Below are 21,315 nucleotides of genomic sequence, written 5' to 3'. Positions count from 1 at the left end.
ATTCACCAACTTTCTTTTGCTGTCTCTTGATGATATTTGGGTGTGTTCAACCCATAGAATTTGATGTACCACCTGCAGAATCATTAGTTATTGTAGAAGGCTATATCAGCGATCAAGACGAGGAGTATACTGTAACTATCTCTAGGGCCATTCCGCTTTCAGCAGATAGTTTGAAACAGCCCCCAGTAGAAAATGCTACCGTTAGATTATACGATGATGAAAACAACATAGAAGACTTCCAAGAAGTAAGTCCTGGTGTTTACAAAACTGGTGGAGCTATTCAAGGACAAGTTGGTAAATCTTACCATATAAGGATTGAATTAGAAGATGGAACGATTTACGAGTCTGAGCCAGATTTGATGAAGCCAGTAGGGAATGTTGAAGAGATTCGCTATGAATTTGAAGCTAGAACAGAAGAACAAAATTTTGTCAATGCCCGCAAAGATGTATTTAATGTTTATATAGATTCAGATGCTGGGCCAGGCTTTGGTAATTATGTTCGATGGAGGTTTAAGGGTACCTATAGAATTGTTACTAACCCAGAATTAAAAGTAGAAGTCTTACCATGGTCAGATTTACCGAGACCAATACCTAGAGATTGTAGTGGCTTCCGAATAGCTGGTCATCCAAGTGGTTCGGGTTATATACTAGTTCAAGAGCGAGATTGTACTTGTTGTGAGTGTTTTGTAACCCAATATGAAAAGGCGCCTCAGCTTTCAGACGATCTATTGATTGCTGATAAACAGTTCAATAATGTAAAAGTGGGAGAAGTGGCCATCAATAATATAACATTCTACGATAAGTACCTGGTTGAAGTAGAGCAAATGAGCATGACTCAAACTGCTTTTGAGTTCTTCAAATTGATCAGAATTCAAAAAACCGAGGCCTCAAATATTTTTCAGCCACCATCTGGTGAATTAATTGGTAATGTTTTTCCAGTAAATTCCGATGACCGTGTGCTTGGTTTATTCTGGGCTACTGCTACCAGTAAAAAGACACGGTTTATTCAAAAATCAGATATACCTTATCAGCTAACCCCTACGGAAACCATTCCAGAATCTTGCACAGTCTTTTTTGATCATTCAACCACAGTCCAGCCAGAATCATGGAATTGAGAAAGTTGACTCTTCTTGGCTGGTTTGTTTTGTGCTTTTGTTCTGTTAAAGCTCAAAGCCAGTTGAATTCCTTCTTAAAGACTTATGAAACATATAAACAAGAAAGGCCTACCCAACAACTGTATTTCACTTTCAACCAAGGCAAGTATGTTCCTGGAGATACGGTATTCTTCAAAGCCTACCTTTTAGGGGAAGACCTGAGTCTTTGGAGCAGTCCTCAAATAGTTGAGATTAACTTGATCGATGCTTATGGCTCAGTAAGTGCACACACACTGATTAAAACAGAAAAGGGAGTAGCAAGCAATCAGATCATTCTTCCATCAGATTTGAAACCCGGCTTTTACAATTTTACGGCCTTCACTAATTGGATGAGAAATTTTGGGGTTTCTTCTATGTTTCAAGCTCAGCTAAGCATAGTAGGAGAAGCTGAATTAGATTATTTGAATGACAAAATAGAGTACGGAATTGAAGGTGGCAATTTGGTAGATGGAGTGGTCTCCGATGTTGTGATTAGATTCAATAAAGCCGATTCTTGGGTTTACTTAAATAATCGATTAAGCCGTATTGACTCTGTTAAAACGGACATGAATGGCTTGGGGAAATTCACCTTTAGAAGTGACAAGGCCAAAAGGTATTCTATAAACGCGGGAGATACAGTTGTAGATCTTCCAATGGTTCAGGAGAATGGATACAGTGTAAGCTTGGTAAATGGGGAGTCTAAAGATGAAGCCGTTAAAATATTGGTATCTGGAAAACCTGATCCTGATTTGGATAATCTTTATTTCATTATCACCTCAAAAGGAAAAGTAGTTTATGCTGAGGCTCTTCCTGTCGACCAGCTGAAAGTAGGGAAGAGCATATCTCGTGAAAAACTCACCTCGGGGCTCTATCATATTTCCTTGCTTAGTGATAGTGGAGAGCTCATTTCATATCGCGAATTCTTTCTTCCTTCTGTAGAAGATTTGGGAATATCGATAAATACTACTGGTATCAATTCAACTGTTCAAGACCTGAAGCTTAATATAGAAACTGCTCCATCTGTTTCGTCAGAATTATCGGTGCGGATTATCAATCAATCAGTTTTAGAGAATGAAACTCTTTCTTTCGAGGAGAAAATAGTGTTAAGTCAGAGAATCATTAATGAAGGGTACCACAAGCTTAAGACAAACGATAATGTGGTAGATCAAATGCTCATTCTGAAGCCCAAAACAGCTAATTGGGATGACATTCTTGAGTTTGATGGTAGAAAGCCTCAGTATGGCTTTTCATCGTTACTACAAAAAATAGGGGTGGCAAAAGATTCATTAGATAATCCCTTGCCTTTGCATTCTACCCTGATGTTTTACTTACAGAACGACTTAATGCGCTATGAAGTGGATGTATTAGAGCAAGGTATGTTTGCTTTAAACTTGTTTGATGTATTTGGCGAAGAAGAACTGTTTGTGATGGCAGAAACACCAACAGGTGAAGAGCTTCTAAATATTAATATTGACTGGATTGCCGAGCCGTTGCCTAGGTTTTTAACGCCACCTAAAGCCAAGGAGTCGAGTAGAAAAGATGCTTACGGGATTTTTGCTAGCAAAAGACAAAGAATAAACGACTCGTTTCAGTTTTTCTCTGATTCTGCCAATTTAGATTCCTTGGCAGACTCTCAGAAAAGTAGAGCGCCTAAGGTTCCTATTCTTGAGGCAGACGAAACATTTAATGTCGAAGACTTCTATTTATTTCCCACGTTTTCTGAGTTCATTAATGAGGTGGTTCGCCCTTTGAGAGTGGGAAAATTTAAGGGAAAACCTGTGGTTAGGGTAAGGTTTTTAGAACCAAACATAGCTACTGCAGATCCACTATATATCATTGACGGAATAGCAACAAAGAACACCAACTTCTTTCTGTCTCTCGATCCAAAAACGCTTAAACGAATTTCGGTTATCAAGTACCCTAAAAAACTTTCTAGGTTTGGAGACATGGCCAAAAATGGGATTGTGCTAGTTGAAACTAAGTCGGGAACAACAAGAGAACCAATAGATGAAAATAAGCTCTTTACTGGCATTAGTAGAGGCTTACCATTTGCTAAAATTCGTCCGAACAAGATTACGCCACAGTTTAGGTCTACACTTTACTGGAAACCTTCGGTTGAAACAGACGAAAATGGTTCGGCTACCATTCAGTTTTATAGTTCTGACGATGTTGCTCCAATGTTGATTTGCGTAGAAGGATTTGTGAATGGAAAGCCTTTCTCTGTGACAAAACAGCTTGAAAATGCTGCCAGAAATAATCACTGATTTTCACCTGATAAACCAAGTGTAAATACTTGCTTTTTGCGCAATGGAGAAGAGTGTTCTTTTCTGTTTATAGTGCTGAAAAACAGGTTGTTGAATGTACTCTGTTATTTGAAAGGTTAATCGAATTGCTTTTAAGGATGGTTTTAAAATTTATGAAATAATCCTATATTACCTAAGTTTTAAACCTTAACTACAAGTAACATGAACACACACAATACACTCAAGAGAGTGCAGCTCTGCATTCTTATTGGTCTAACATTTCTGGTAATTCAATCCTGCAAGCATTCGGAACCTGAGCGTAAGCATAAGGGCTATGAGGCGAAAACGGTTAATAACAACTTTCCTGATTTCGGAAGAATGATTAGCCCGGCCGAGTTCGTTGCAAATTACCCTGGAGAAAAGGTATTTCAACTCAAACAAGATTATCCTCTAGAAATGCCCGATGAATCTAAAATCCCTGACTTCTTCAACATCCCATTCGATGATGATGACCGATGGATGGAATACATTAATGCTGTGAGAGACTACTGTTTCGAAGGCATGATAGATGTAGACTTTGTGGCTCAAGAGAGTGAGGTCAGAGAATGGTATCACATGCCATGGATGCATTGGGGTCCACAAGGTTCTGAAGGTTTCAACGGACTGGCCAAAGAAGCTCAGATTTCTCCGTACCAATTAACACCAGAGCAAAAGAACCCGCATCAAACTTATGCTTTGGGCTATTACAATGAGTTTGCTGGTTATACGCTAGGGCAAATGTGGAAAGATGCTGACAACCCAGATGCTTATGCTACCCAGAATCCTAAAGGCTTTCCAGTAGGCACCGTCATCTACAAGCTTCTCTACACTGATGCCGATGAAACTGAAGTGGATTACTTGGTAAATCCTATGACAAGAAAAGCTTATGTTACACCAACTTGGAACGATGGTCAGGATACAGGACGAGTTGTAAAGGACATGCACCTGATTCAAATGGATGTGATGATCCGTGACCCAAGAGCCGATAAATATGGTACTGGTTGGGTATTCGGTACTTTCTGCTACAATGGAAAGCTGAACAATGGTAAAACTGGCTCAATGAGGGCTCAGAACCTAGTTCCAGTGGGAATTCAGTTCGGAAATGACGAGCAGGATACCACCAATTTTATTAATCCTTACCCGCCTACTGAAACTATAATTAATCCTAACCTTAAGGAAACCAAGATTAATCCGAATAAGGAAGAGTTACCCCCACAGCATCTAGGTTGGGGTGGAAGATTAGATGGCCCCGTAGACTTGAATAATGCCTCTTGTATGTCATGTCATTCTACGGCTGAGTATCCTCAGGCCGCAGCACTAGTACCGGCAGAAGCTTTCGAAGGAATTAAAAAACCAGTTAAACCTGGCAGTAAAGACAGTGTTTTGGTTAAGCTCACTAATACTGAAGCTGCTGCCTTCAAAAAATACTTCACCAATATTCGCTGTGGAACCCCTTATTCAGAGGGCACTACATCTTGCGACTTTTCATTACAGGTTTCATTGGCATTAGGCTATTTCACTGAATGGAAAAATGATAATGTTGAAGGCTATTGGTATAAGGAATATGAGAGAAGCCCGCTAGAAATGCATAGGAATGGTGAGTTGAAAGCATCTGTTGACGAAACTTTAAATAAGTAAGTCATGAGCCAGTACTTACCGCCACAAACTGAAAAGCTTCAGAAGAAAATCAAACATATCGTTGTTCTGATGCTTGAGAATCGCTCTTTTGACAACCTGCTTGGCTGGTTGTACGATGAAGAAAAACCACCAAACAGTCAATATTTTGAGGGTTTGAATGATGATCTTTGGAACCCATTAGACAATATTGATAGTAATGGAATGCCCTTTGTTGAAAAGGTACCTATTCAAAAAAATGGAGTCAAAAAGAGTAAATATGGAAAAACTGAAAGCGTTCCGGTAGACTATTGTTTTCCTGACCCTGATCCTGGAGAAGGCTTTAAAGATACCAATCATCAGCTATTCAGTGAATACAATGTTGGCGCACTTTATCCTCCTCAGCCTATTAATATGGGCTTTGTTCAGAACTATCAGAATGCTATGCTCTACGGAGCCTATAGTTTTGGTGATTCGCCTAGCAACCCAAGGGACATCATGAAGTGCTTTACTCCTGAGCAGACACCAGTACTCTCTTCTTTGGCTAAGAACTTTGCGGTTTGCGATCATTATCATTGTTCAATCCCCAGTCAGACGTTGCCGAATAGGTCTTTCGTTCATGCAGCCACTTCGGGCGGAAATGTGAACAACTCACCTAATTCATTTACCGATTCTAAAACCATTTACAATCAAATTCAAGATGCCATAGATGGAGGAAGGAATGACTTGAGTTGGGGGGTGTTCAGTAGTAATATGATGCCTACAAGCTATTATAAAAAGCAAAAAGACAAGCCAGGCGAAACCAAAGATGATCATTTCTCACTTACCCGTCTCTGCATGACACAATTGCACGATCCTAAGTACGATGACAACTTTGGTACAATAGATGATTTTAAACAGAAATGCGCTGATGGAACCTTACCGAGCTATTCGTTTCTAGAGCCTTGTTATGGAGGAGAAGATCAAAATGATCAACATCCTCCAGCCGATATACGTCCTGGTGAGCAGCTTATGGCTGACTTGTACAATGCAGTAAAAACTTCCAAATCGTTCGAAAACACACTTTTCATAATTACTTATGATGAACATGGTGGATGTTATGATCATGTCCCTCCTCCGGGAGAAGCCAAGAATCCTGACCCCAACAATCAGCCGGGACAAGAAGGATTTCTGTTCAATCGTTTTGGTGTACGGGTTCCTTGTATTGTCATCAATCCATACATTACCCAAGGTTTAATTGCCAGGCCTAAGGGCTATGTGCCTTTTGATCATACCTCAATAATCAAGACAGTTCAGGAGTGTTTCAAACTTGAAGGTCACCTGACCGCAAGAGATGAAGCTGCTCCGAGTTTTTCGGCCGTGTTAACTGAAGCCAGTCCTAGAACTTCATTTCCCGAAGTAACTCCTCAAAAATGGGATACCAAAATAGATGTAGATCATGAAAATGACCTTCATAGAGTAATGGGGAAAATGGTGAATAAACTTACTGGTGATTCAAATGATAGTGGAGATAAACACCACTTGGAACACTTACAAGAAAGCTACAGCAAACACTTCATTCATAGAAATAAAGAACACTTAACTAAATAGGCACATGTCAAATCAAGTATCGTTTTTTCTAAATGGTCAGCAAGTAGTTCTAGAGGACCCTTCTCCAAAACTACTTCTGATCGACTTTTTAAGATCTCCAGAAATAGGGCTCACAGGAGCCAAAAAAGGCTGCGGCCAAGGTGGTTGTGGTGCCTGTACGGTTATCATGTCTTCTTGGAACAAAGAAAAGAAGGAAGTAGAGCATAAGTCCATCAACTCGTGTTTGAGACCAGTTTGCTCATTAGGAGGACTTTCCATTACCACTGTTGAAGGTACAGGAGGAACAAAAAGGCCTGAAAACAAACACCTTACCTTTACTCTGCCTGCTTCGAGAGGAGTGGCTCCTGGGGCAATTCAGCCAACAGATCATTGGAATGAATCTAAGAGTAACTTGCTGGAACATCAGGAGAAAAAGAAGTCACTGGTAAGGAGCAGCCTTGAAAAAATCCGTGATGCAAAAGGTCTAGAACATGTGCTGGTAGGAGATGAAAATCTGCATGAAATTCATGAAGGAATGAACCCAGTGGCACATAGGCTGGCCATCAATAACGGATCTCAGTGTGGATACTGTACGGTAGGTTTTGTAATGAATATGTCTGCTTTCCTTGCCCAAAATCCATCACCAACCAAGCAGCAAATAGAAGAAGCTTTCGATGGTAACATCTGTAGGTGTACTGGCTATCGGGCAATTCTTACGGGAATGAAAACCTTTGCTTCAGACTGGACGGAAGAGGACGAAAAAGAAAGAATGAAGTGCTTGACAGAAGACAAGTGCGATCAGGTTTTGGTGCATGATCAAGTAAAGATCCCATTTCCTGAGGCTGCTAAAGCACCACTTCCGGACACTAAAATTTTAGAGAGTCAATGTGATTGGGTGACGCCTAGAACGCTTGATGAACTCAAAAGAATCATGAGGAAGAATCCTGGTGAAACTACCAGAATAGTCTTCGGAAATACATCATTCGGTATTTATGCCGATGAATACCCTCAAGTCAAATTGATGGTAGATATTAAGTTGATTGAAGAGTTAAAGGGAATTAAACAGACTAAGGATGGAATTTCGTTTGGAGCGACCACAACTTATTCCGAACTCTTCGATTTTCTGGAGAATTTGAATCCAGAACCTACTAGCAGATTAGGAGCTAGTTTGTACATGGTTCATAGAACGGCAGGAATGATTGTGCGAAATGCTGCTTCAGTGGCGGGAAATACCATGTTGGTTCTTAAACATTTGATGCAAGGAGAGCCTTTTCCTTCTGACCTATTTACAGCCTTAGATGGTAATGATGCTACAATTACTTATCTCAAGGTATCTACCGGAAGAACCACTGAAGATCATGTTGATGAACTAGTGAGAAAGCTAAGAAGAACACCTTCATTAGCAGATGATATTATCATTCTCAGATATTTCATTCCTCAAGGCAAAGGAGAAGAGGTAGTATTATCTCAGAAAGTTTCTATAAGAGAAGTAAACTCACATTCCATTGTCAACTCAACAATTCGACTGGAGCTTGGTAAAGACTTAAAGGTCGATGAAGCTTCCATCGTTTTTGGTGGTATTGCTCCTATCACTTGGCATGCAAGAAATTCCGAGAGATGGCTAAAAGGAAAGAAGCTATCCCTAGACCTCCTTCCTAGACTTTTAGGCATTGTTAGGAGAGAAGTCATAAAAGAGCTGGCTTATTGGGAGGAAAAAGGAAGGTCTAATGGCTTACCATCGGAAGGTTTTACCGATGAATATCGCGTAAAGCTTGCTATGTCTTATATCTACAAGGCCATTGTTAGGGCGATTGTTGAAAAGAAACCGAAAGAGATTCCTGAGAACATTAGCTCTGCTGCAAAAATTGATTGGGGTAATTGGGGTGTTAGCAAAGGAACTCAACACTATACCATTCAAGACTTTAAAGCTCCAGTATCTCAACCATACATTAAGCTTATGGCTTTTCATCAGGCTATGGGAGAGGTGCATTATACACATGAGATTGAATTGCCACCAATTGGTCAGAATGGTGCTTTTATTCAAAGCCAAAGAACGCTGGCTCTCTATCATTTCATTAATCCAGAAACCAAAGCTCAAATTGATAGAGACCAATTAGCAGATTATCTAGAAGATAAATTCGAAGGGTTTTATGCATTAATCAATCATGAGGATATTCCTCCAGGTGGCGTAAATCTTCAAGGTATGGGCGCTGACCAACCCATTTTTGCTGTAGATCAAATACTCTATCCAGGCCAAGCAATTGCCATGGTTATAGCCGAGAGCGAACAATTAGCCATCGAAATTGCAGAATTCGCCTCTTCCAATTGTTTAGCGTACAAGCCCATTAACTGGCAGAAGGGGTGGGAAAAGCCAATTATGAGCATAGATGAGGCCATTGAAAAGGAGAGTATCTTCCCAGACTGTCCAAAATCTTCTCCATTTGTTACGCATATATGGAAGATTACAAGGCCTGGCACGGAACTCTATTGGACTAATGAGAATAAAAAGCCGTTGGATAAAAAGCCTGTGAAGCGGAAGACCAAGGTGGACGGCAACAACTGTCTGGTTATTGAAAATACTCAGGTGTCAGGTGAGCAGATTCATTTCTACATGGAAACACAATCTTGTGTAGCAATTCCTGAAGATGACAATCAAATTCTGATTCACCCTTCTTCTCAAAGTCCAATGGAAATGCACCAAACTGCTGCCATTTCTTTAGCGGCAGAACATAACAAAGTCAATATTGATGTTCGTCAATTGGGAGGTGGTTATGGAGGAAAAACCGAGCAAGCCAAGTTTGTGATTGGTCCAGTTGCGGTTGCTGCTAAAGCCCTAAATATTCCGATTAGAATGGCCCTGAAGCGAGAGCATGACACCGCTATGATTGGTAAAAGACATGGTTATTATGGTCAATATCAAATAGCTGTAGATCAGGGAGATATAAGAGAAGAAGATAAGGGGATTATTAGAGGTCTATTGGTTAAGCTTTGGGGCGATGGTGGTGCCTTTTACGACTGTTCATTTGTAGTAAGTAATTGTATTCAGTTGCGACTGGATAATGCTTATCTGATCAAAAATTTTGAATCTCAATTAGATGTGTGTCGAACTAATAAGGCGCCTAATACTGCTATGCGTGCCTTTGGCGATATACAGGGCAAGTTGATTTTAGAAAATGCAGTAGATGATGCCGCATTTAGTGTTGGTATGGATCCCTATGACCTTCGACTCAAAAATATGTATCAAAGAGGGGATGTGACACCATTCGGTCAAGCCCTTTCTTATTGCTACATGCGCGATGTATGGAAATACATTGAGGAGAAGAGCGATTATAGAGCCCGAGTTAAGAAAGTTGAAGAGTTCAATAAAAATAATAAGTGGAAGAAGCGAGGTATTTATGCCATTCCTGTGAAGTATGGTTCTGGTTATAACCTAGTGATGCTTGAGCAGGCCGCTGCTATTGTTTCTATATATTCTGGTGATGGGAGTATTTCCATCAATCAGGGTGGTGTAGATATGGGACAGGGAATGATGACCAAAGTGGAGCAAATAGCCTCTTATATCTTGAATGTGCCTATGGAACTCATTCAAATTCATAAACCGTCAACTAAGGTAATCCCTAACCCGAGTAGCACAGGAGGTTCCACAGGAACGGCCTATAATGGTGAAGCTGTAAAGCAGGCCTGCGAGAAAATGAGGCAAAGGCTAATGGAATTTGGTCAGAAGTTGCTCAAAGAAAACGGAGAAGACTGGTGTAAGGCTCAAGGTATTGACTATTGGAACTATGGAAAAGAAGGGTGGTCAGCAAACGTTATCCGTCCGAATGTCGATAAGCACCCAAGGTTAATCTGGCAGAATCTCGTAGGGTTGGCCTACCAATACCGCATTGACTTGATCGCTGCATTTACCGCACCAATTCCTGGCGGAACAACGCCTGTTCCTGCCATGACATTCAAGCCAATAGATCAACAAAAGGAAATACCGGGTATTGAATTGGCCCCTGTGCAAAGCACTGCTGGTGTTGTCGACTCATTCGTTGGTTGGACATTCTCAGCTGCATGTTCAGAAGTAGAGGTAGATGTTCTCACAGGAGAAGTTAAAATTCTCAAATCAGACATTGTATTTGATATGGGCTGGAGTCTAAACCCTGCCATTGATATTGGTCAGGTAGAAGGTGCTTTTGTTCAAGGGGTTGGTTATGTAACCACCGAAAAGCTAGTTTTTCAACCTGATGGTGAAGAAGTAGGCCGCCTGAATACGCTGAATACCTGGAGGTACAAGCCACCAGCTGTTACTTCTATTCCTTTGGAAATGAATACCTATTTGTATCCTAGAAATAACTCTTCAGAGGTTCCTGAAAACCCTAATGAATTGATGTCTAGTAAAGAAGTAGGGGAGCCTCCTTTGGTACTGGCTTCTAGTGTATTCTTTGCCATCAAGGCGGCAGTAAGAGCTAGCAGGCTTGAAAGAGGGCATTCTGGTTTATTCAAATTAGATGCTCCAGCAACCGTTCAGGAAGTGAACCTGGCTTTGGATGTAACTGACAGAGACTTGAAATCTATATAGTCGTGTAAGGCGCTGATACATTCAATAGAGGCTGTTTCAAAAGCTATTGTTCTCGTCATTCCCACTAGATTTTTAGAGCTGGGTCGAGAATGAAAGCTAGCAATTGAGACAGCCTTTTTATTGGTCATAAAAGGAGTTAAAACTATGCACTTTAGTGCATTTCGCTTTAGCTTCTCAAAAGCATCCTGGAATTTACGATGTACGCCCCGATAATGCTCGGGGTTTGATTGACGTAAATCGTACATTTTCTAAGTCGGCCATTCAAAGCGACTTTTAGTTGCTTCTAAAACTATGGTGCTTTCAGCCCATAGTGGTTTATTTCGTGTCCTCTTTTTCCTTACTGATTCTTTCTAATGTCTCAGCAACTTCAGTCAGGTTTGAATCTGAGTTGCCAGCTCGTATATTTTGTGCACACTGATTGATGTGCTTTATAGGCCAATGTTCAATATACTCTTCCATGATGGTGTATTCCCCGTTACCAGTACCATCAGGGCCCATGTTCTCTCTAATAAAACTCTGCTGAACTAATAGTTTCTCTGTTTCTTCAGTGTCTAATCTCTTTATTATGTTGTCTAAGGCATTATTTACAATCACATTGTCAGGGTTTCTGTGAATGTAGTTGAGTGCAGTAACTAGATCAGTAGCAAACCAAGGCACCTTATCTACCCAATTGTCGATGAAGAGGTCTCTTTCAGATGCATTTTTGAGATTGGCTCCAGCCACTTCTAAGTAGTATACTAAAGCAGGCTCCTTATTTGGGAATATAGCCATGATAAGACCGAGCACATCTTCTGCAGACTCCTCAAATATGGCTGAAGGGTTATAACCTCTTTCTCCTTTAGGAGCGTCCGTCATAAAGCCAACGTCTACTAAGTAATCGTAAGCCTCATCTAAGTCGTAGGTAGTAGGAGTGAAGTTCTTTTGGTCACTGCCAAAACAGGCACTGAAGCAAATAAAAACCACTAAACTGATAGATTTGAGTCCCTTAATCATGGAGCGAAAATAATGAGTTGTGTTTTTACAACAAATCAAATAGGTTGAGTTGAACTAAAGCAGATTTATGGTTGAAAGAAGTTTACAAAAACATCTCTTTTAAGGCATTCCAAAGCATTTTCTTCTTCTCTGTATCGGTAGCTATTTCAGAGAGAGGATGAGCTTTTAATGATTTTTTAGGGCCGTTAGCAGTAATCTTGTAAAAGTCAGCAGGCTGAAGATTTGGTATCTTACTAGTTCCAAAATCTAACACATGCTTGTGATTTTGCTCCGCTAAAAGTGCCTCCATTTGTTCTGATGAGCTGTCATGAGTATGAGCAATGAGTACGTCTGTCTCTGTCCGTTTTACTGAACCAAGAATTTTCAATAGTAATTCTTTCTCAGCACTCACTTCACCATTTTGCCAGTCTACCAAAATGATACAGCCTTTTAAGTTATCACCAGAAGTGAATATAGGCTTTAGCTCCACCTTGACCTCTGGTTCTTTCACAACAGCTGGCTCTTGTTCAACGGCTTCTTCTTTATACTCGTTTGAAGCCGGTAATTCTTCTTTAATAAGGTAAAGGGGCTCGGTGATAAACTCAGAAAGAAAAGCGCGATCGGACATAGATCAAAAATAGGCCTTTGTGGGTGTTGTTACCAACAAAAAAGGCCTGATTATTTAAGTTCCCTGACTAATTCGTTGAGAAGCGAAATCTGCAAAAGGATTATTCAGCTTTTGCGATATTTTGATCTACGAAAATACTTTTCAATTCTGTAGCCTCTTCTGGCTTCATTCTTTTAGCCAAAACAAGGCGAAGTTGTCTTCTTCTTAGTGCGCCATCGAATAATTCTTTCTCTTCATCCGTCTCAGGAATTAGCTCTGGAACGTCTATCGGCTTACCACCTTGGTCTACAGCCACGAAAGTAAAGAAGGCACTGTGGCTACGGAATTTGGTTCCTGAAGGTATGTTCTCGGCAAATACCTCAATATATACCTCCATTGAGCTACTAAATGAACGAACCACTTTAGCGCGAAGAGTAACTACATCGCCTAATTGAATCGGTCTTTGGAACGAAATATTATCGGCAGAGGCAGTAACAACAATTCTATTGGAGTGTTTTTGAGCGGATACACCAGCGGCTATATCCATCCAATGCATGAGTTTACCACCCATTAAATTGTTTAACGTATTGGTGTCGTTAGGAAGCACCAATTCGGTCATTATAACTAAAGATTCACTCGACTTCTTTGCTTTCTTTGCCATAGTATATTTTGTTCACTGCAAAAGTAGTCAATGAATTTTTAGTTGTATGATGTATTCGTTAGATATTTTAGAATAAAATACTGAAAAGGAGAGCACAAATGACAAGCGTCAAATTCCAATTGCCGACCAACTCTGATTACTGTTTTCCGTTTTCTAATGAACCGATTTACTTCCCCCAACCGTCTTCGCCCATGAGAGGGACAAACTTGAAATCAGTAAAGGTTTCGGTCCTTACACGGTTTTTGGCGGTTTTAGTAATGCGCAGCATTTGTTGAGTTTTGGCATCACCTACAGGAATCACCAAGATACCACCAACCTTTAGTTGGTCAATGAGTGCATCGGGTACAGTGGGAGCCCCTGCTGTCACTATAATTTTATCATAAGGAGCAAAGCGTGGCATTCCCTGCGAACCATCTCCATAAAAGAAGTTTGGTTTATATCCCATTTCTGGCAAAAACCAACTGGTTTTGTCGTACAAATCTTTCTGATACTCAATGGTATAAACCTCGGCACCTAATTCTAGCAGTACAATGGATTGATATCCAGAGCCAGTTCCAATTTCGAAAACTTTGTCTCCAGGCTTTAACTCTAGTAGTTCAGTTTGGAAAGCTACGGTATAAGGTTGAGAAATGGTCTGACCCGAACCTATAGGGAAGGCTTTGTCTTCATAAGCATGCTCCAAAAATGCATTCTCAAAGAAGAAGTGGCGCGGTATTTTGCCAATAGCAGCTAATACTCTTTCATCTCTAATTCCCTTCTCTCTAACAACTCGCACGAGCTGCCTTCTCATTCCTTTATGTCTGTAACTGTCTTGCATTGAAGCTTCGAATTTATCTGAAAATTTGCAGACAATCCGATAAAAAATTGATGCTTTTCGTTTGTGCTTGAGGCTCAGGCTTTCCCGATTAATGCGTAAACTTGCCATATGTTTACAGGGATAATAGAAACGGTAGGAACCATCAGTTCCATTGAGCAAGAAGGAAGCAATTATCACTTCAATATTGAAAGTAACATCAGCAATGAGCTAAAGATAGACCAAAGTGTGGCTCATAATGGGGTGTGCCTTACAGTGGTTGCTGTAAATGAAAATGTACACCGAGTTACTGCGATTGATGAAACGTTACAAAAGACAAGCCTGGGAAACTGGAATGTTGGTGGTAAAGTGAATATAGAGCGTTGTATGGTGGCTAATGGCCGATTTGACGGTCATGTTGTACAAGGCCATGTGGATCAGATTGGTACAGTAACGAGTATCCAAGAAGAGGATGGAAGCTGGCTTTACGACTTTGAATATGACCCCTCATTAGGCAATGTAACTGTTGAAAAAGGTTCGATATGCGTTAATGGCACCAGCTTGACTTGTTTCAATTCTGAAGAAGGAAAGTTCAGAGTAGCTATTATTCCTTATACCTACGACCACACAGTATTTCATACGCTTAAAGAAGGAGATTCAGTAAACTTAGAATTCGATATCATTGGGAAGTATGTTAAAAGACTTTTAGGCAAATGAGGCTAAAGTTTGAGGTCATTCCTTATGTCTTGAAATTCACTTTCACAGCAGGTACTTCTCGTGGTTCTTTCACCGAGAAAGAAACTTGGTTGATTAAGGCCTATGATCCATCAAAACCAGATCAAGTAGCTTGGGGCGAAGCAGGACCGTTAAAAGGACTATCAGAAGATTATTCGCCTGATTTCCAGTCAAAATTGACTTCATTTTTTAGTCAAGTTGAAGGAATGGAAATACCAGACAATCAAGTAGATATTCTTGAATTTGCCTCAGAAGTGATTCCTGCTGATTTCCCTTCAATTAGGTTCGGCTTAGAAACTGTTCTGCTCGATTATTTAAAAGGTGGACAGTTTAAGATATTCGATAATCCGTTTGCTCAAGGCAAAAGGCGTCTTCCTATTAATGGCCTAATCTGGATGGGTGATGAAGCCTTCATGCAAGAACAGATTGAGGCCAAATTAAAAGCCGGTTTCAATACCATCAAAATGAAGATTGGTGCCATTGACTTTGATACCGAGTTTAAACTGCTTGAATCCATAAGAAAGCATTACTCTGCCAATGAAATTACTTTACGAGTAGATGCCAATGGAGCTTTTGATGAATCTAATGTTCGTTCAAGATTGACGGATTTAGCTTCCTTAGAAATTCATTCTATAGAACAACCCATTATGCCAGGTCAAGGAGATCTTATGGCAAAGCTCTGCGAGGAAGAGTTGTTACCTATTGCGCTAGATGAAGAGCTGATTGGAATTCATTCACTTCAAAAAAAGAATGAGCTACTCGATAAAATCAAACCTCAATACATTATTCTGAAGCCATCTTTGGTGGGTGGAATCAAATCCTGTCGAGAGTGGATTACTCTTGCTGAAGAAAGAAATATAGGCTGGTGGATGACCTCCATGCTCGAATCTAATATTGGTTTAAATGCTATCGCCCAGTTCACTGCTGAGTATGAAAACCTGTTGCCGCAAGGCCTAGGAACAGGTCAGCTTTACTCCAATAATTTTGATTCTCCACTGGAGATCAGAAAAGGAGAGTTGGTATACAATGTGCCTAAGGAGTGGGAGATAATTTAATGAACCTAGATCACACCTTCCGCTCAATCTCCCTCAGGTTCTCCATCTTCTTATTGCGAAGGAATCCGTTGATGTCTTCCAAATGCTCTTTGATTCTCTGATTGCCGAACTCTAATACTTTATCTGCTAATCCGTCTAGAAAGTCACGGTCATGAGAAACCAAAATCAGCGTGCCATCAAAAGCTTTTAAGGCATCTTTCAAAATGTCTTTAGAGCGAATATCCAGGTGGTTGGTAGGCTCATCCAATATCAGGAGATTCACTGGTTGTAAGAGTAGCTTCACCATAGCCAAGCGAGTTTTTTCACCACCAGAAAGCACTTTTACTTTCTTATCGATAGCATCTCCAGAAAACATAAAGGCGCCTAGTAAATCCTTGATTTTCGACCTAATGTCCCCTTTGGCTATCTCATCAATGGTTTGGAAGACGGTCAGGTTCTCGTCTAACAGTGAAGCTTGATTTTGAGCAAAGTAGCCAATCATAGAGTTATGGCCAACCTGAAGTGTTCCATCAAAATCGATTTCGCCCATAATAGCTTTAACCAAAGTAGATTTACCCTGACCATTTTTACCTACTAAGGCAATTTTTTCTCCTCTAGCCACAGTGAATGAAGCACCTTCGAAAACTACATGGTCTCCATAGCGCTTAGCCAAGTTATCTACAATTACTGGATAGTTTCCTGAGCGAGGGGCTGGAGGGAATTTGATGTTTAAGGCAGACGTATCTACCTCATCAACCTCAATAATTTCCATTTTTTCGAGCATTTTCACTCTAGATTGAACCTGAAGTGTTTTGGAATAGGTACCCTTAAATCGCTCAATAAACTGTTTAATTTCCGCTATTTCTTTAGCCTGATCATCGAACTGCTTTTGCTGCTGCTCGCGTCTTTCTTTCCTCAGTTCTAAATAATGCGAGTAATTGGTTTTATAATCGTAAACCTTGCCTCTGGTGATTTCAATGGTTCTATTGGTGAGGTTGTCTACGAACGTTTTATCGTGGCTAATAACCATTACAGCCTTAGCGCTGGTTTTCAAAAAGTCTTCTAACCATTGAACCGATTCAATGTCTAGGTGGTTGGTAGGCTCATCGAGCAGAATAAGATCTGGTTTCTGAAGCAGTATTTTAGCCAATTCTATACGCATTCTCCAGCCACCACTAAATTGACTCGTAGGTTTGTTTAGGTCAGAACGCTCAAAGCCAAGGCCTATTAAGGTTTTTTCTACTTCAGCATCATAGTTTACATCTTCAATGCTATAGAACTTCTCACTAAGCTCGGAAACCTCTTCGATGATCTTACTGTAGGCGTCTGACTCATAATCAGTCCTTGTTTCCAGCTGATGATTGAGTTCATCAATTCTGGTTTTCATTCCTTGAATCTTGGCGAAAGCTTTAGAAGCTTCTTCAAAAACGGAGCAATTATCTTCAGTCAACAGGTGCTGGGGTAGGTAGGCTATAACAGCTTCTTTGGGTGCAGATATTTTACCACTAGTAGGCGTGTTTTTACCCGCTACTATTTTTAACAGTGTAGATTTTCCTGCCCCGTTTTTGCCCATCAGGGCTATTCGGTCATTGTCATTAATATTGAAAGTAACATTATTAAATAGAGCATTGCCATTGAACTCAACACCTACAGCATCAACTGAAATCATGAATCGAAATTTGGTCGCAAAGATATGTTTTTGGCCATTGAAAATATGATGGATGCTAAGAGTTCTGAAGAATTCTTAGACAGATTGAAAACAGTTTTATCATAAGTGCACTGATGATATTTTCGGAAATAGCTTAGATCTATTTTCAGCTTTTAGCCGCTAGGGGTTTTTAACCATCCTTCAAAAAATGGAACTTTTTGTTGTCGGCTTCACGACCATGGTGGACATTTGTAATAATGTCAGCAATTAGATCAACTCTTATTGGCTTGGTGATTTGCTCACAGCTTGTGAGCACTTTTCTCATGCCACTGATCTATCTCGATTACGAGATACGGAAAGATTATATTGCTGAGTTCCTTTGTATCGAAAGAGACAAACCCATTACAGTATGCTACGGTAGCTGCGTTTTGAGCGAAAACCTACAAACGGCTCAAGACACTCAGGACGATGCTGAAAAGCTGATGCCTAAGGAGTATACCTTTTACTGCAATGAACAAAGGGACGAAGCAATAGGTGAAGCCACTTGGCATCTGTTGCAAGACAAATTGCCACTGGCTTATGACGAAGATGTTCCTAGCGACCTCTTTAATTCTGATATTTTTCAGCCTCCCCGGGCATAGATTTCCCTTCCCAAATGGTGTATGAATTAACTGTATTCCATTTGCTCATGGCGAATGTGAGAATACACTGTGCACTCTTATCTATTATTCAATTATATCCTGAATTGGGTTAAAGCTTGATGATCTACTCGTTTATTTTGAGCGAGTAAAGCTGATGTCTATTAGTTTCTAAGTAAACTTTTAGATAGAACATCTACGCATCAGTTTTAGCCTGTTCAACTAATATTCTAAGAAATCTAAAAGATGAAAATATCTAAAATTTTAGCGCTACTGGCGCTTATCGTTACCATTATGTCTTGTGAAAATGACGAACCTCAACCAGAAGAGTTCGGAACATTTCAACTTTACTTCGATAATAAGGTAGGGGCTAGCGAGCTTACGCTAAGTGAGCCCGGATCTACTAATTACAATTACGAAACAACCAATGGCGAAAAATTCAACCTTTCCAGGTTTGGCTATTACGTGAGCAAAATAAAATTGGAAGGACCGAATGGTGAACTTTATGAGGATGAAGTCAGTGTTTCTGCCAGCGAGTCGAAAGGTTACTACCAAATCTTGGAGAGTGTAGCTTCTAGTCATAATGTAATGCTGGAAAATGTACCTGCCGGTTCGTACAGCAAAGTAACTTTCACTATTGGTGTGGCTGAAGATGGCGTTCAGGAAGGTGCTTTGGGAGGTGTTCTAGATCCGGCCAAAGGTGCTTGGTTCTGGAACTGGAATGCTGGCTACATTGGAATGGCCATTGAGGGAACTGCCGAAAACTCAGCCCAGCAATATGTAGATTGGGGCAATGGTACAGAAACCAAAGAGAAAACCTTTGCTGTTCATGTTGGTGGCTGGAAGGATGTTACTGACAATGAGAATTTTGTGAACAATGTTCGCACCAGAACGCTCGATTTTGGAACAACCGTCTCGGTTTCTGAAGAGCTTTCTCCGAATGCTCATGTAGTAACTGATGTGCTGAAGCTATTAGATGGAGTTAATATAGACTTTAGTTCAACCTATTCGGTACATGCTCCAAAGGCAGGTAAGCCTTTTGCAGATCAGTTAGCCAATGCCTTTGTGGTGCACCATGTACACCAGAGTTCTAATGGTCATGGTCATTAATAGAGTGATGAAAAAGTGCCTGGCCATTGGCTGGGTGCTTTTTTCTCTTTGGTCATGTGGGGGCGGAGCTGATGAAAAGCCTGGAGAAGTATTGGCTTTTGTAAAGCCTGAGCACTTTCCAGAGCCTACATACACGTTTCAGAATAACCCGATAACAGCAGAAGGTTTTGAACTGGGTAAGAAGCTGTTTTTCGACCCAATATTATCGAGAGACAAGAGTGTTTCATGCAATAACTGTCATCAGCAGTCGCGGGCTTTTGCCGACACACCACTGCATCCGACTAGTGTTGGGGTAGACAACCGGTTCGGCATAAGAAACGCGCCTTCCATAGCCAATATGGCCTTTATGAAGGAGTTCTTTTGGGATGGTGCAGTTACACATCTTGACTTTGTACCCATCAATGCGATTGAATCGGATGTAGAAATGGATGAGTCTTTGGAAAACGTGGTGAAAAAGCTCAATGCCAGTGAAGCTTACAGAACCAAGTTTAAGACTGCATTCGGAACTGAAGAGGCCACTGCGCCTTACTTGCTTCATGCGCTTTCTCAGTTCACTGCCATGATGATTTCTGCAGATTCCAAGTACGATAAGTATTTGCAAGGGCAAGAAGAGTTAACAGCGAATGAATCGCGTGGTTTGGCGCTGTTTGAACAGAAATGTTCAAGCTGCCATGCTGGTGTTTTGTTTACCGATCAAAGCTATCGGAATAACGGAATCAGTTCGGATTTTGGCGATAAGGGTAGGGGGCTTATCACTGAGGATGAGGCTGATGAAGGCAAGTTTAAAGTGCCAAGCCTTCGCAATGCAGGCATTACCGCCCCATATATGCACAATGCTAAGTTCTCAACACTAGAAGAAGTGCTTGAGCATTATGGCAATGGCATGGTCGATTCTCCAACACTCGATCCCTCATTTAAAAATGGGGAAGTAGTGGTCGGAATACCTATGACTAAAGAAGAGCAGGGAGATATTATTGAGTTTATCCATACCCTAACCGATTACACATTTATTTCAGACGAAAGATTTAGAAACAATGAATAGAAGAATAATTCTGGTTGCATTGATTGCCGTACTGAGCATTCCAAAGACCTGGGCATGCGATGTATGCGGTTGTAGCCTTTCAGGCCTCTATTTCGGTTACGTATCTATGCAGAACCGACATTTTATAGGACTTAAGTACAGTTCGGCTTCATTTAAAGCCTACATAGATAATGATGACTACTACTTTCAAGATGAGTATTCTAACGATACTTATCAGCGATTCGACTTGACTGGAAAATACCGATTTAGCCCAAGATTTGAAGTAAGGTATGTGGTACCTTATATCATCAATAACATGGAAGGGTCGCATCAAAATGTGCGTTCTTCAGGATTGGGAGATCCAATGATTGTTGGTTACTATTCAGTTTTCAACACTGGTGAAAATATGGAGGGAATCGTTCATTCACTAAATGTAGGCGCTGGGTTGAAACTGCCGGCAGGGGAGTTTGAGAAAACTGATGATGGAGAAATTATCAACCGAAATTTTCAGTTGGGCTCTGGTAGTCTAGACTACATTCTTTCAGCCAATTATATGGTGAGGTTTGGTAAGTATGGTGCAAATGTAGAGTCATCTTATAAAATCAACTCAGCCAATAGTATGGACTATGAATTTGGAAATCAGGCCAATGTTGCCTTGAATGTTTATCGCTATTTGGAAACCGCCAGTTTCTCGGTTTTGCCGTTTGTAGGAGCCTTTTATGAACAAGGGGACTATCACTATAATGAGGGAATTCGAGAAGCCAATACTGGTGGTAAAGCCATTATGGCTACACTTGGTGCCCAGGTTTTTGTCAGCCGACTTACTTTAAATGCTCAGTATCAGACTCCTATTAAGCAAACCTTCAATACAGATGATTTTGCCTCAATTGAAGGGGGAGATAGGTTTTCAATCGGGTTATACTACAGCTTGTAA

Annotated in this window: 16 protein-coding genes; 11 read left to right on the top strand and 5 right to left on the bottom strand. The window is 40.6% G+C overall.

Annotated elements, in window-relative coordinates; all coding sequences use genetic code 11:
• Nucleotides 1-29 precede the first annotated feature (29 nt).
• The 5 genes from T7867_RS16130 (at nucleotide 30) to T7867_RS16110 (ending at nucleotide 11,162) form a co-directional block, all read left to right on the top strand.
• On the top strand, nucleotides 30-1,115 hold the full coding sequence (locus T7867_RS16130) for a DUF4249 domain-containing protein (protein ID WP_068222034.1): 1,086 nt from the start codon (nucleotides 30-32) through the stop codon (nucleotides 1,113-1,115).
• Entirely contained in the window at nucleotides 1,106-3,397 is a 2,292-nt protein-coding gene (locus T7867_RS16125; RefSeq protein ID WP_273275851.1) for a hypothetical protein, read from the top strand. The genes T7867_RS16130 and T7867_RS16125 overlap by 10 nt, the downstream gene beginning before the upstream one ends.
• Before the next feature lie 201 nt (nucleotides 3,398-3,598).
• Nucleotides 3,599-5,053, top strand: a complete 1,455-nt coding sequence (locus T7867_RS16120) for a hypothetical protein (RefSeq protein ID WP_273275849.1) — start codon at nucleotides 3,599-3,601, stop codon at nucleotides 5,051-5,053.
• A gap of 3 nt (nucleotides 5,054-5,056) precedes the next feature.
• Nucleotides 5,057-6,619, top strand: coding sequence for an alkaline phosphatase family protein (locus T7867_RS16115; protein WP_273275847.1), 1,563 nt, complete (start codon nucleotides 5,057-5,059; stop codon nucleotides 6,617-6,619).
• Nucleotides 6,620-6,623: 4 nt separating this feature from the next.
• Nucleotides 6,624-11,162: a molybdopterin cofactor-binding domain-containing protein gene (locus T7867_RS16110; RefSeq protein WP_068222051.1), complete on the top strand. Its 4,539-nt coding sequence runs from the start codon at nucleotides 6,624-6,626 to the stop codon at nucleotides 11,160-11,162.
• A gap of 315 nt (nucleotides 11,163-11,477) precedes the next feature.
• Here T7867_RS16110 and T7867_RS16105 read toward each other — a convergent pair whose 3' ends face one another.
• The 4 genes from T7867_RS16105 to T7867_RS16090 form a co-directional block, all read right to left on the bottom strand.
• Nucleotides 11,478-12,155: a hypothetical protein gene (locus tag T7867_RS16105; protein ID WP_068222053.1), complete on the bottom strand. Its 678-nt coding sequence runs from the start codon at nucleotides 12,153-12,155 to the stop codon at nucleotides 11,478-11,480.
• Nucleotides 12,156-12,237: 82 nt separating this feature from the next.
• Complete coding sequence (locus T7867_RS16100; RefSeq protein ID WP_068222055.1) at nucleotides 12,238-12,762, bottom strand: hypothetical protein; 525 nt, start codon at nucleotides 12,760-12,762, stop codon at nucleotides 12,238-12,240.
• A 100-nt stretch (nucleotides 12,763-12,862) separates the two neighbouring features.
• Nucleotides 12,863-13,402 carry an acyl-CoA thioesterase gene (locus tag T7867_RS16095; RefSeq protein ID WP_068222057.1) on the bottom strand — a complete coding sequence of 180 codons (540 nt, stop codon included), beginning with the start codon at nucleotides 13,400-13,402 and terminating at the stop codon, nucleotides 12,863-12,865.
• A gap of 166 nt (nucleotides 13,403-13,568) precedes the next feature.
• Nucleotides 13,569-14,219, bottom strand: a complete 651-nt coding sequence (locus tag T7867_RS16090; protein WP_068222061.1) for a protein-L-isoaspartate(D-aspartate) O-methyltransferase — start codon at nucleotides 14,217-14,219, stop codon at nucleotides 13,569-13,571.
• 108 nt (nucleotides 14,220-14,327) lie between these two features.
• Between T7867_RS16090 and T7867_RS16085 the strand changes: the two genes are divergently transcribed.
• Together T7867_RS16085 and T7867_RS16080 are read left to right on the top strand one after the other, a co-directional pair.
• Nucleotides 14,328-14,912 carry a riboflavin synthase gene (locus tag T7867_RS16085; protein WP_068222064.1) on the top strand — a complete coding sequence of 195 codons (585 nt, stop codon included), beginning with the start codon at nucleotides 14,328-14,330 and terminating at the stop codon, nucleotides 14,910-14,912.
• Nucleotides 14,909-15,985 (top strand): o-succinylbenzoate synthase, encoded by a 1,077-nt coding sequence (locus T7867_RS16080; protein WP_068222067.1) that lies wholly within the window; start codon nucleotides 14,909-14,911, stop codon nucleotides 15,983-15,985. Before T7867_RS16085 ends, T7867_RS16080 begins: the two co-directional genes overlap by 4 nt.
• Nucleotides 15,986-15,995: 10 nt before the next feature.
• Here T7867_RS16080 and T7867_RS16075 read toward each other — a convergent pair whose 3' ends face one another.
• Nucleotides 15,996-17,633, bottom strand: a complete 1,638-nt coding sequence (locus T7867_RS16075) for an ABC-F family ATP-binding cassette domain-containing protein (RefSeq protein ID WP_068222070.1) — start codon at nucleotides 17,631-17,633, stop codon at nucleotides 15,996-15,998.
• Nucleotides 17,634-17,935: 302 nt separating this feature from the next.
• On the opposite strand from T7867_RS16075, the gene T7867_RS16070 reads away from it, so the two are divergent.
• The 4 genes from T7867_RS16070 to T7867_RS16055 all read left to right on the top strand — a co-directional run bounded on the left by T7867_RS16070 (nucleotide 17,936) and on the right by T7867_RS16055 (nucleotide 21,315).
• Nucleotides 17,936-18,253 (top strand): hypothetical protein, encoded by a 318-nt coding sequence (locus T7867_RS16070; RefSeq protein ID WP_068222073.1) that lies wholly within the window; start codon nucleotides 17,936-17,938, stop codon nucleotides 18,251-18,253.
• 243 nt (nucleotides 18,254-18,496) lie between these two features.
• Entirely contained in the window at nucleotides 18,497-19,360 is an 864-nt protein-coding gene (locus tag T7867_RS16065) for an MbnP family protein (RefSeq protein WP_068222076.1), read from the top strand.
• Nucleotides 19,350-20,402 carry a cytochrome-c peroxidase gene (locus T7867_RS16060; RefSeq protein WP_068222079.1) on the top strand — a complete coding sequence of 351 codons (1,053 nt, stop codon included), beginning with the start codon at nucleotides 19,350-19,352 and terminating at the stop codon, nucleotides 20,400-20,402. The genes T7867_RS16065 and T7867_RS16060 overlap by 11 nt, the downstream gene beginning before the upstream one ends.
• On the top strand, nucleotides 20,395-21,315 hold the full coding sequence (locus tag T7867_RS16055; RefSeq protein WP_068222081.1) for a hypothetical protein: 921 nt from the start codon (nucleotides 20,395-20,397) through the stop codon (nucleotides 21,313-21,315). Before T7867_RS16060 ends, T7867_RS16055 begins: the two co-directional genes overlap by 8 nt.

It is taken from the genome of Roseivirga spongicola (assembly GCF_034376045.1).
GTDB classification, from domain to species: Bacteria; Bacteroidota; Bacteroidia; order Cytophagales; family Cyclobacteriaceae; genus Roseivirga; species Roseivirga spongicola.
This window is presented reverse-complemented; position numbering and strand designations above follow the sequence as displayed.

What these genes read in the sequence shown, in the direction of transcription:
- T7867_RS16130 (WP_068222034.1), top strand. Translation starts at nt 30, where the DNA reads ATGATATTTGGGTGTGTTCAACCCATAGAATTTGATGTACCACCTGCA.
- T7867_RS16125 (WP_273275851.1), top strand. Translation starts at nt 1,106, where the DNA reads ATGGAATTGAGAAAGTTGACTCTTCTTGGCTGGTTTGTTTTGTGCTTT.
- T7867_RS16120 (WP_273275849.1), top strand. Translation starts at nt 3,599, where the DNA reads ATGAACACACACAATACACTCAAGAGAGTGCAGCTCTGCATTCTTATT.
- T7867_RS16115 (WP_273275847.1), top strand. Translation starts at nt 5,057, where the DNA reads ATGAGCCAGTACTTACCGCCACAAACTGAAAAGCTTCAGAAGAAAATC.
- T7867_RS16110 (WP_068222051.1), top strand. Translation starts at nt 6,624, where the DNA reads ATGTCAAATCAAGTATCGTTTTTTCTAAATGGTCAGCAAGTAGTTCTA.
- T7867_RS16105 (WP_068222053.1), bottom strand. Translation starts at nt 12,155, where the DNA reads ATGATTAAGGGACTCAAATCTATCAGTTTAGTGGTTTTTATTTGCTTC.
- T7867_RS16100 (WP_068222055.1), bottom strand. Translation starts at nt 12,762, where the DNA reads ATGTCCGATCGCGCTTTTCTTTCTGAGTTTATCACCGAGCCCCTTTAC.
- T7867_RS16095 (WP_068222057.1), bottom strand. Translation starts at nt 13,402, where the DNA reads ATGGCAAAGAAAGCAAAGAAGTCGAGTGAATCTTTAGTTATAATGACC.
- T7867_RS16090 (WP_068222061.1), bottom strand. Translation starts at nt 14,219, where the DNA reads ATGCAAGACAGTTACAGACATAAAGGAATGAGAAGGCAGCTCGTGCGA.
- T7867_RS16085 (WP_068222064.1), top strand. Translation starts at nt 14,328, where the DNA reads ATGTTTACAGGGATAATAGAAACGGTAGGAACCATCAGTTCCATTGAG.
- T7867_RS16080 (WP_068222067.1), top strand. Translation starts at nt 14,909, where the DNA reads ATGAGGCTAAAGTTTGAGGTCATTCCTTATGTCTTGAAATTCACTTTC.
- T7867_RS16075 (WP_068222070.1), bottom strand. Translation starts at nt 17,633, where the DNA reads ATGATTTCAGTTGATGCTGTAGGTGTTGAGTTCAATGGCAATGCTCTA.
- T7867_RS16070 (WP_068222073.1), top strand. Translation starts at nt 17,936, where the DNA reads ATGCCACTGATCTATCTCGATTACGAGATACGGAAAGATTATATTGCT.
- T7867_RS16065 (WP_068222076.1), top strand. Translation starts at nt 18,497, where the DNA reads ATGAAAATATCTAAAATTTTAGCGCTACTGGCGCTTATCGTTACCATT.
- T7867_RS16060 (WP_068222079.1), top strand. Translation starts at nt 19,350, where the DNA reads ATGGTCATTAATAGAGTGATGAAAAAGTGCCTGGCCATTGGCTGGGTG.
- T7867_RS16055 (WP_068222081.1), top strand. Translation starts at nt 20,395, where the DNA reads ATGAATAGAAGAATAATTCTGGTTGCATTGATTGCCGTACTGAGCATT.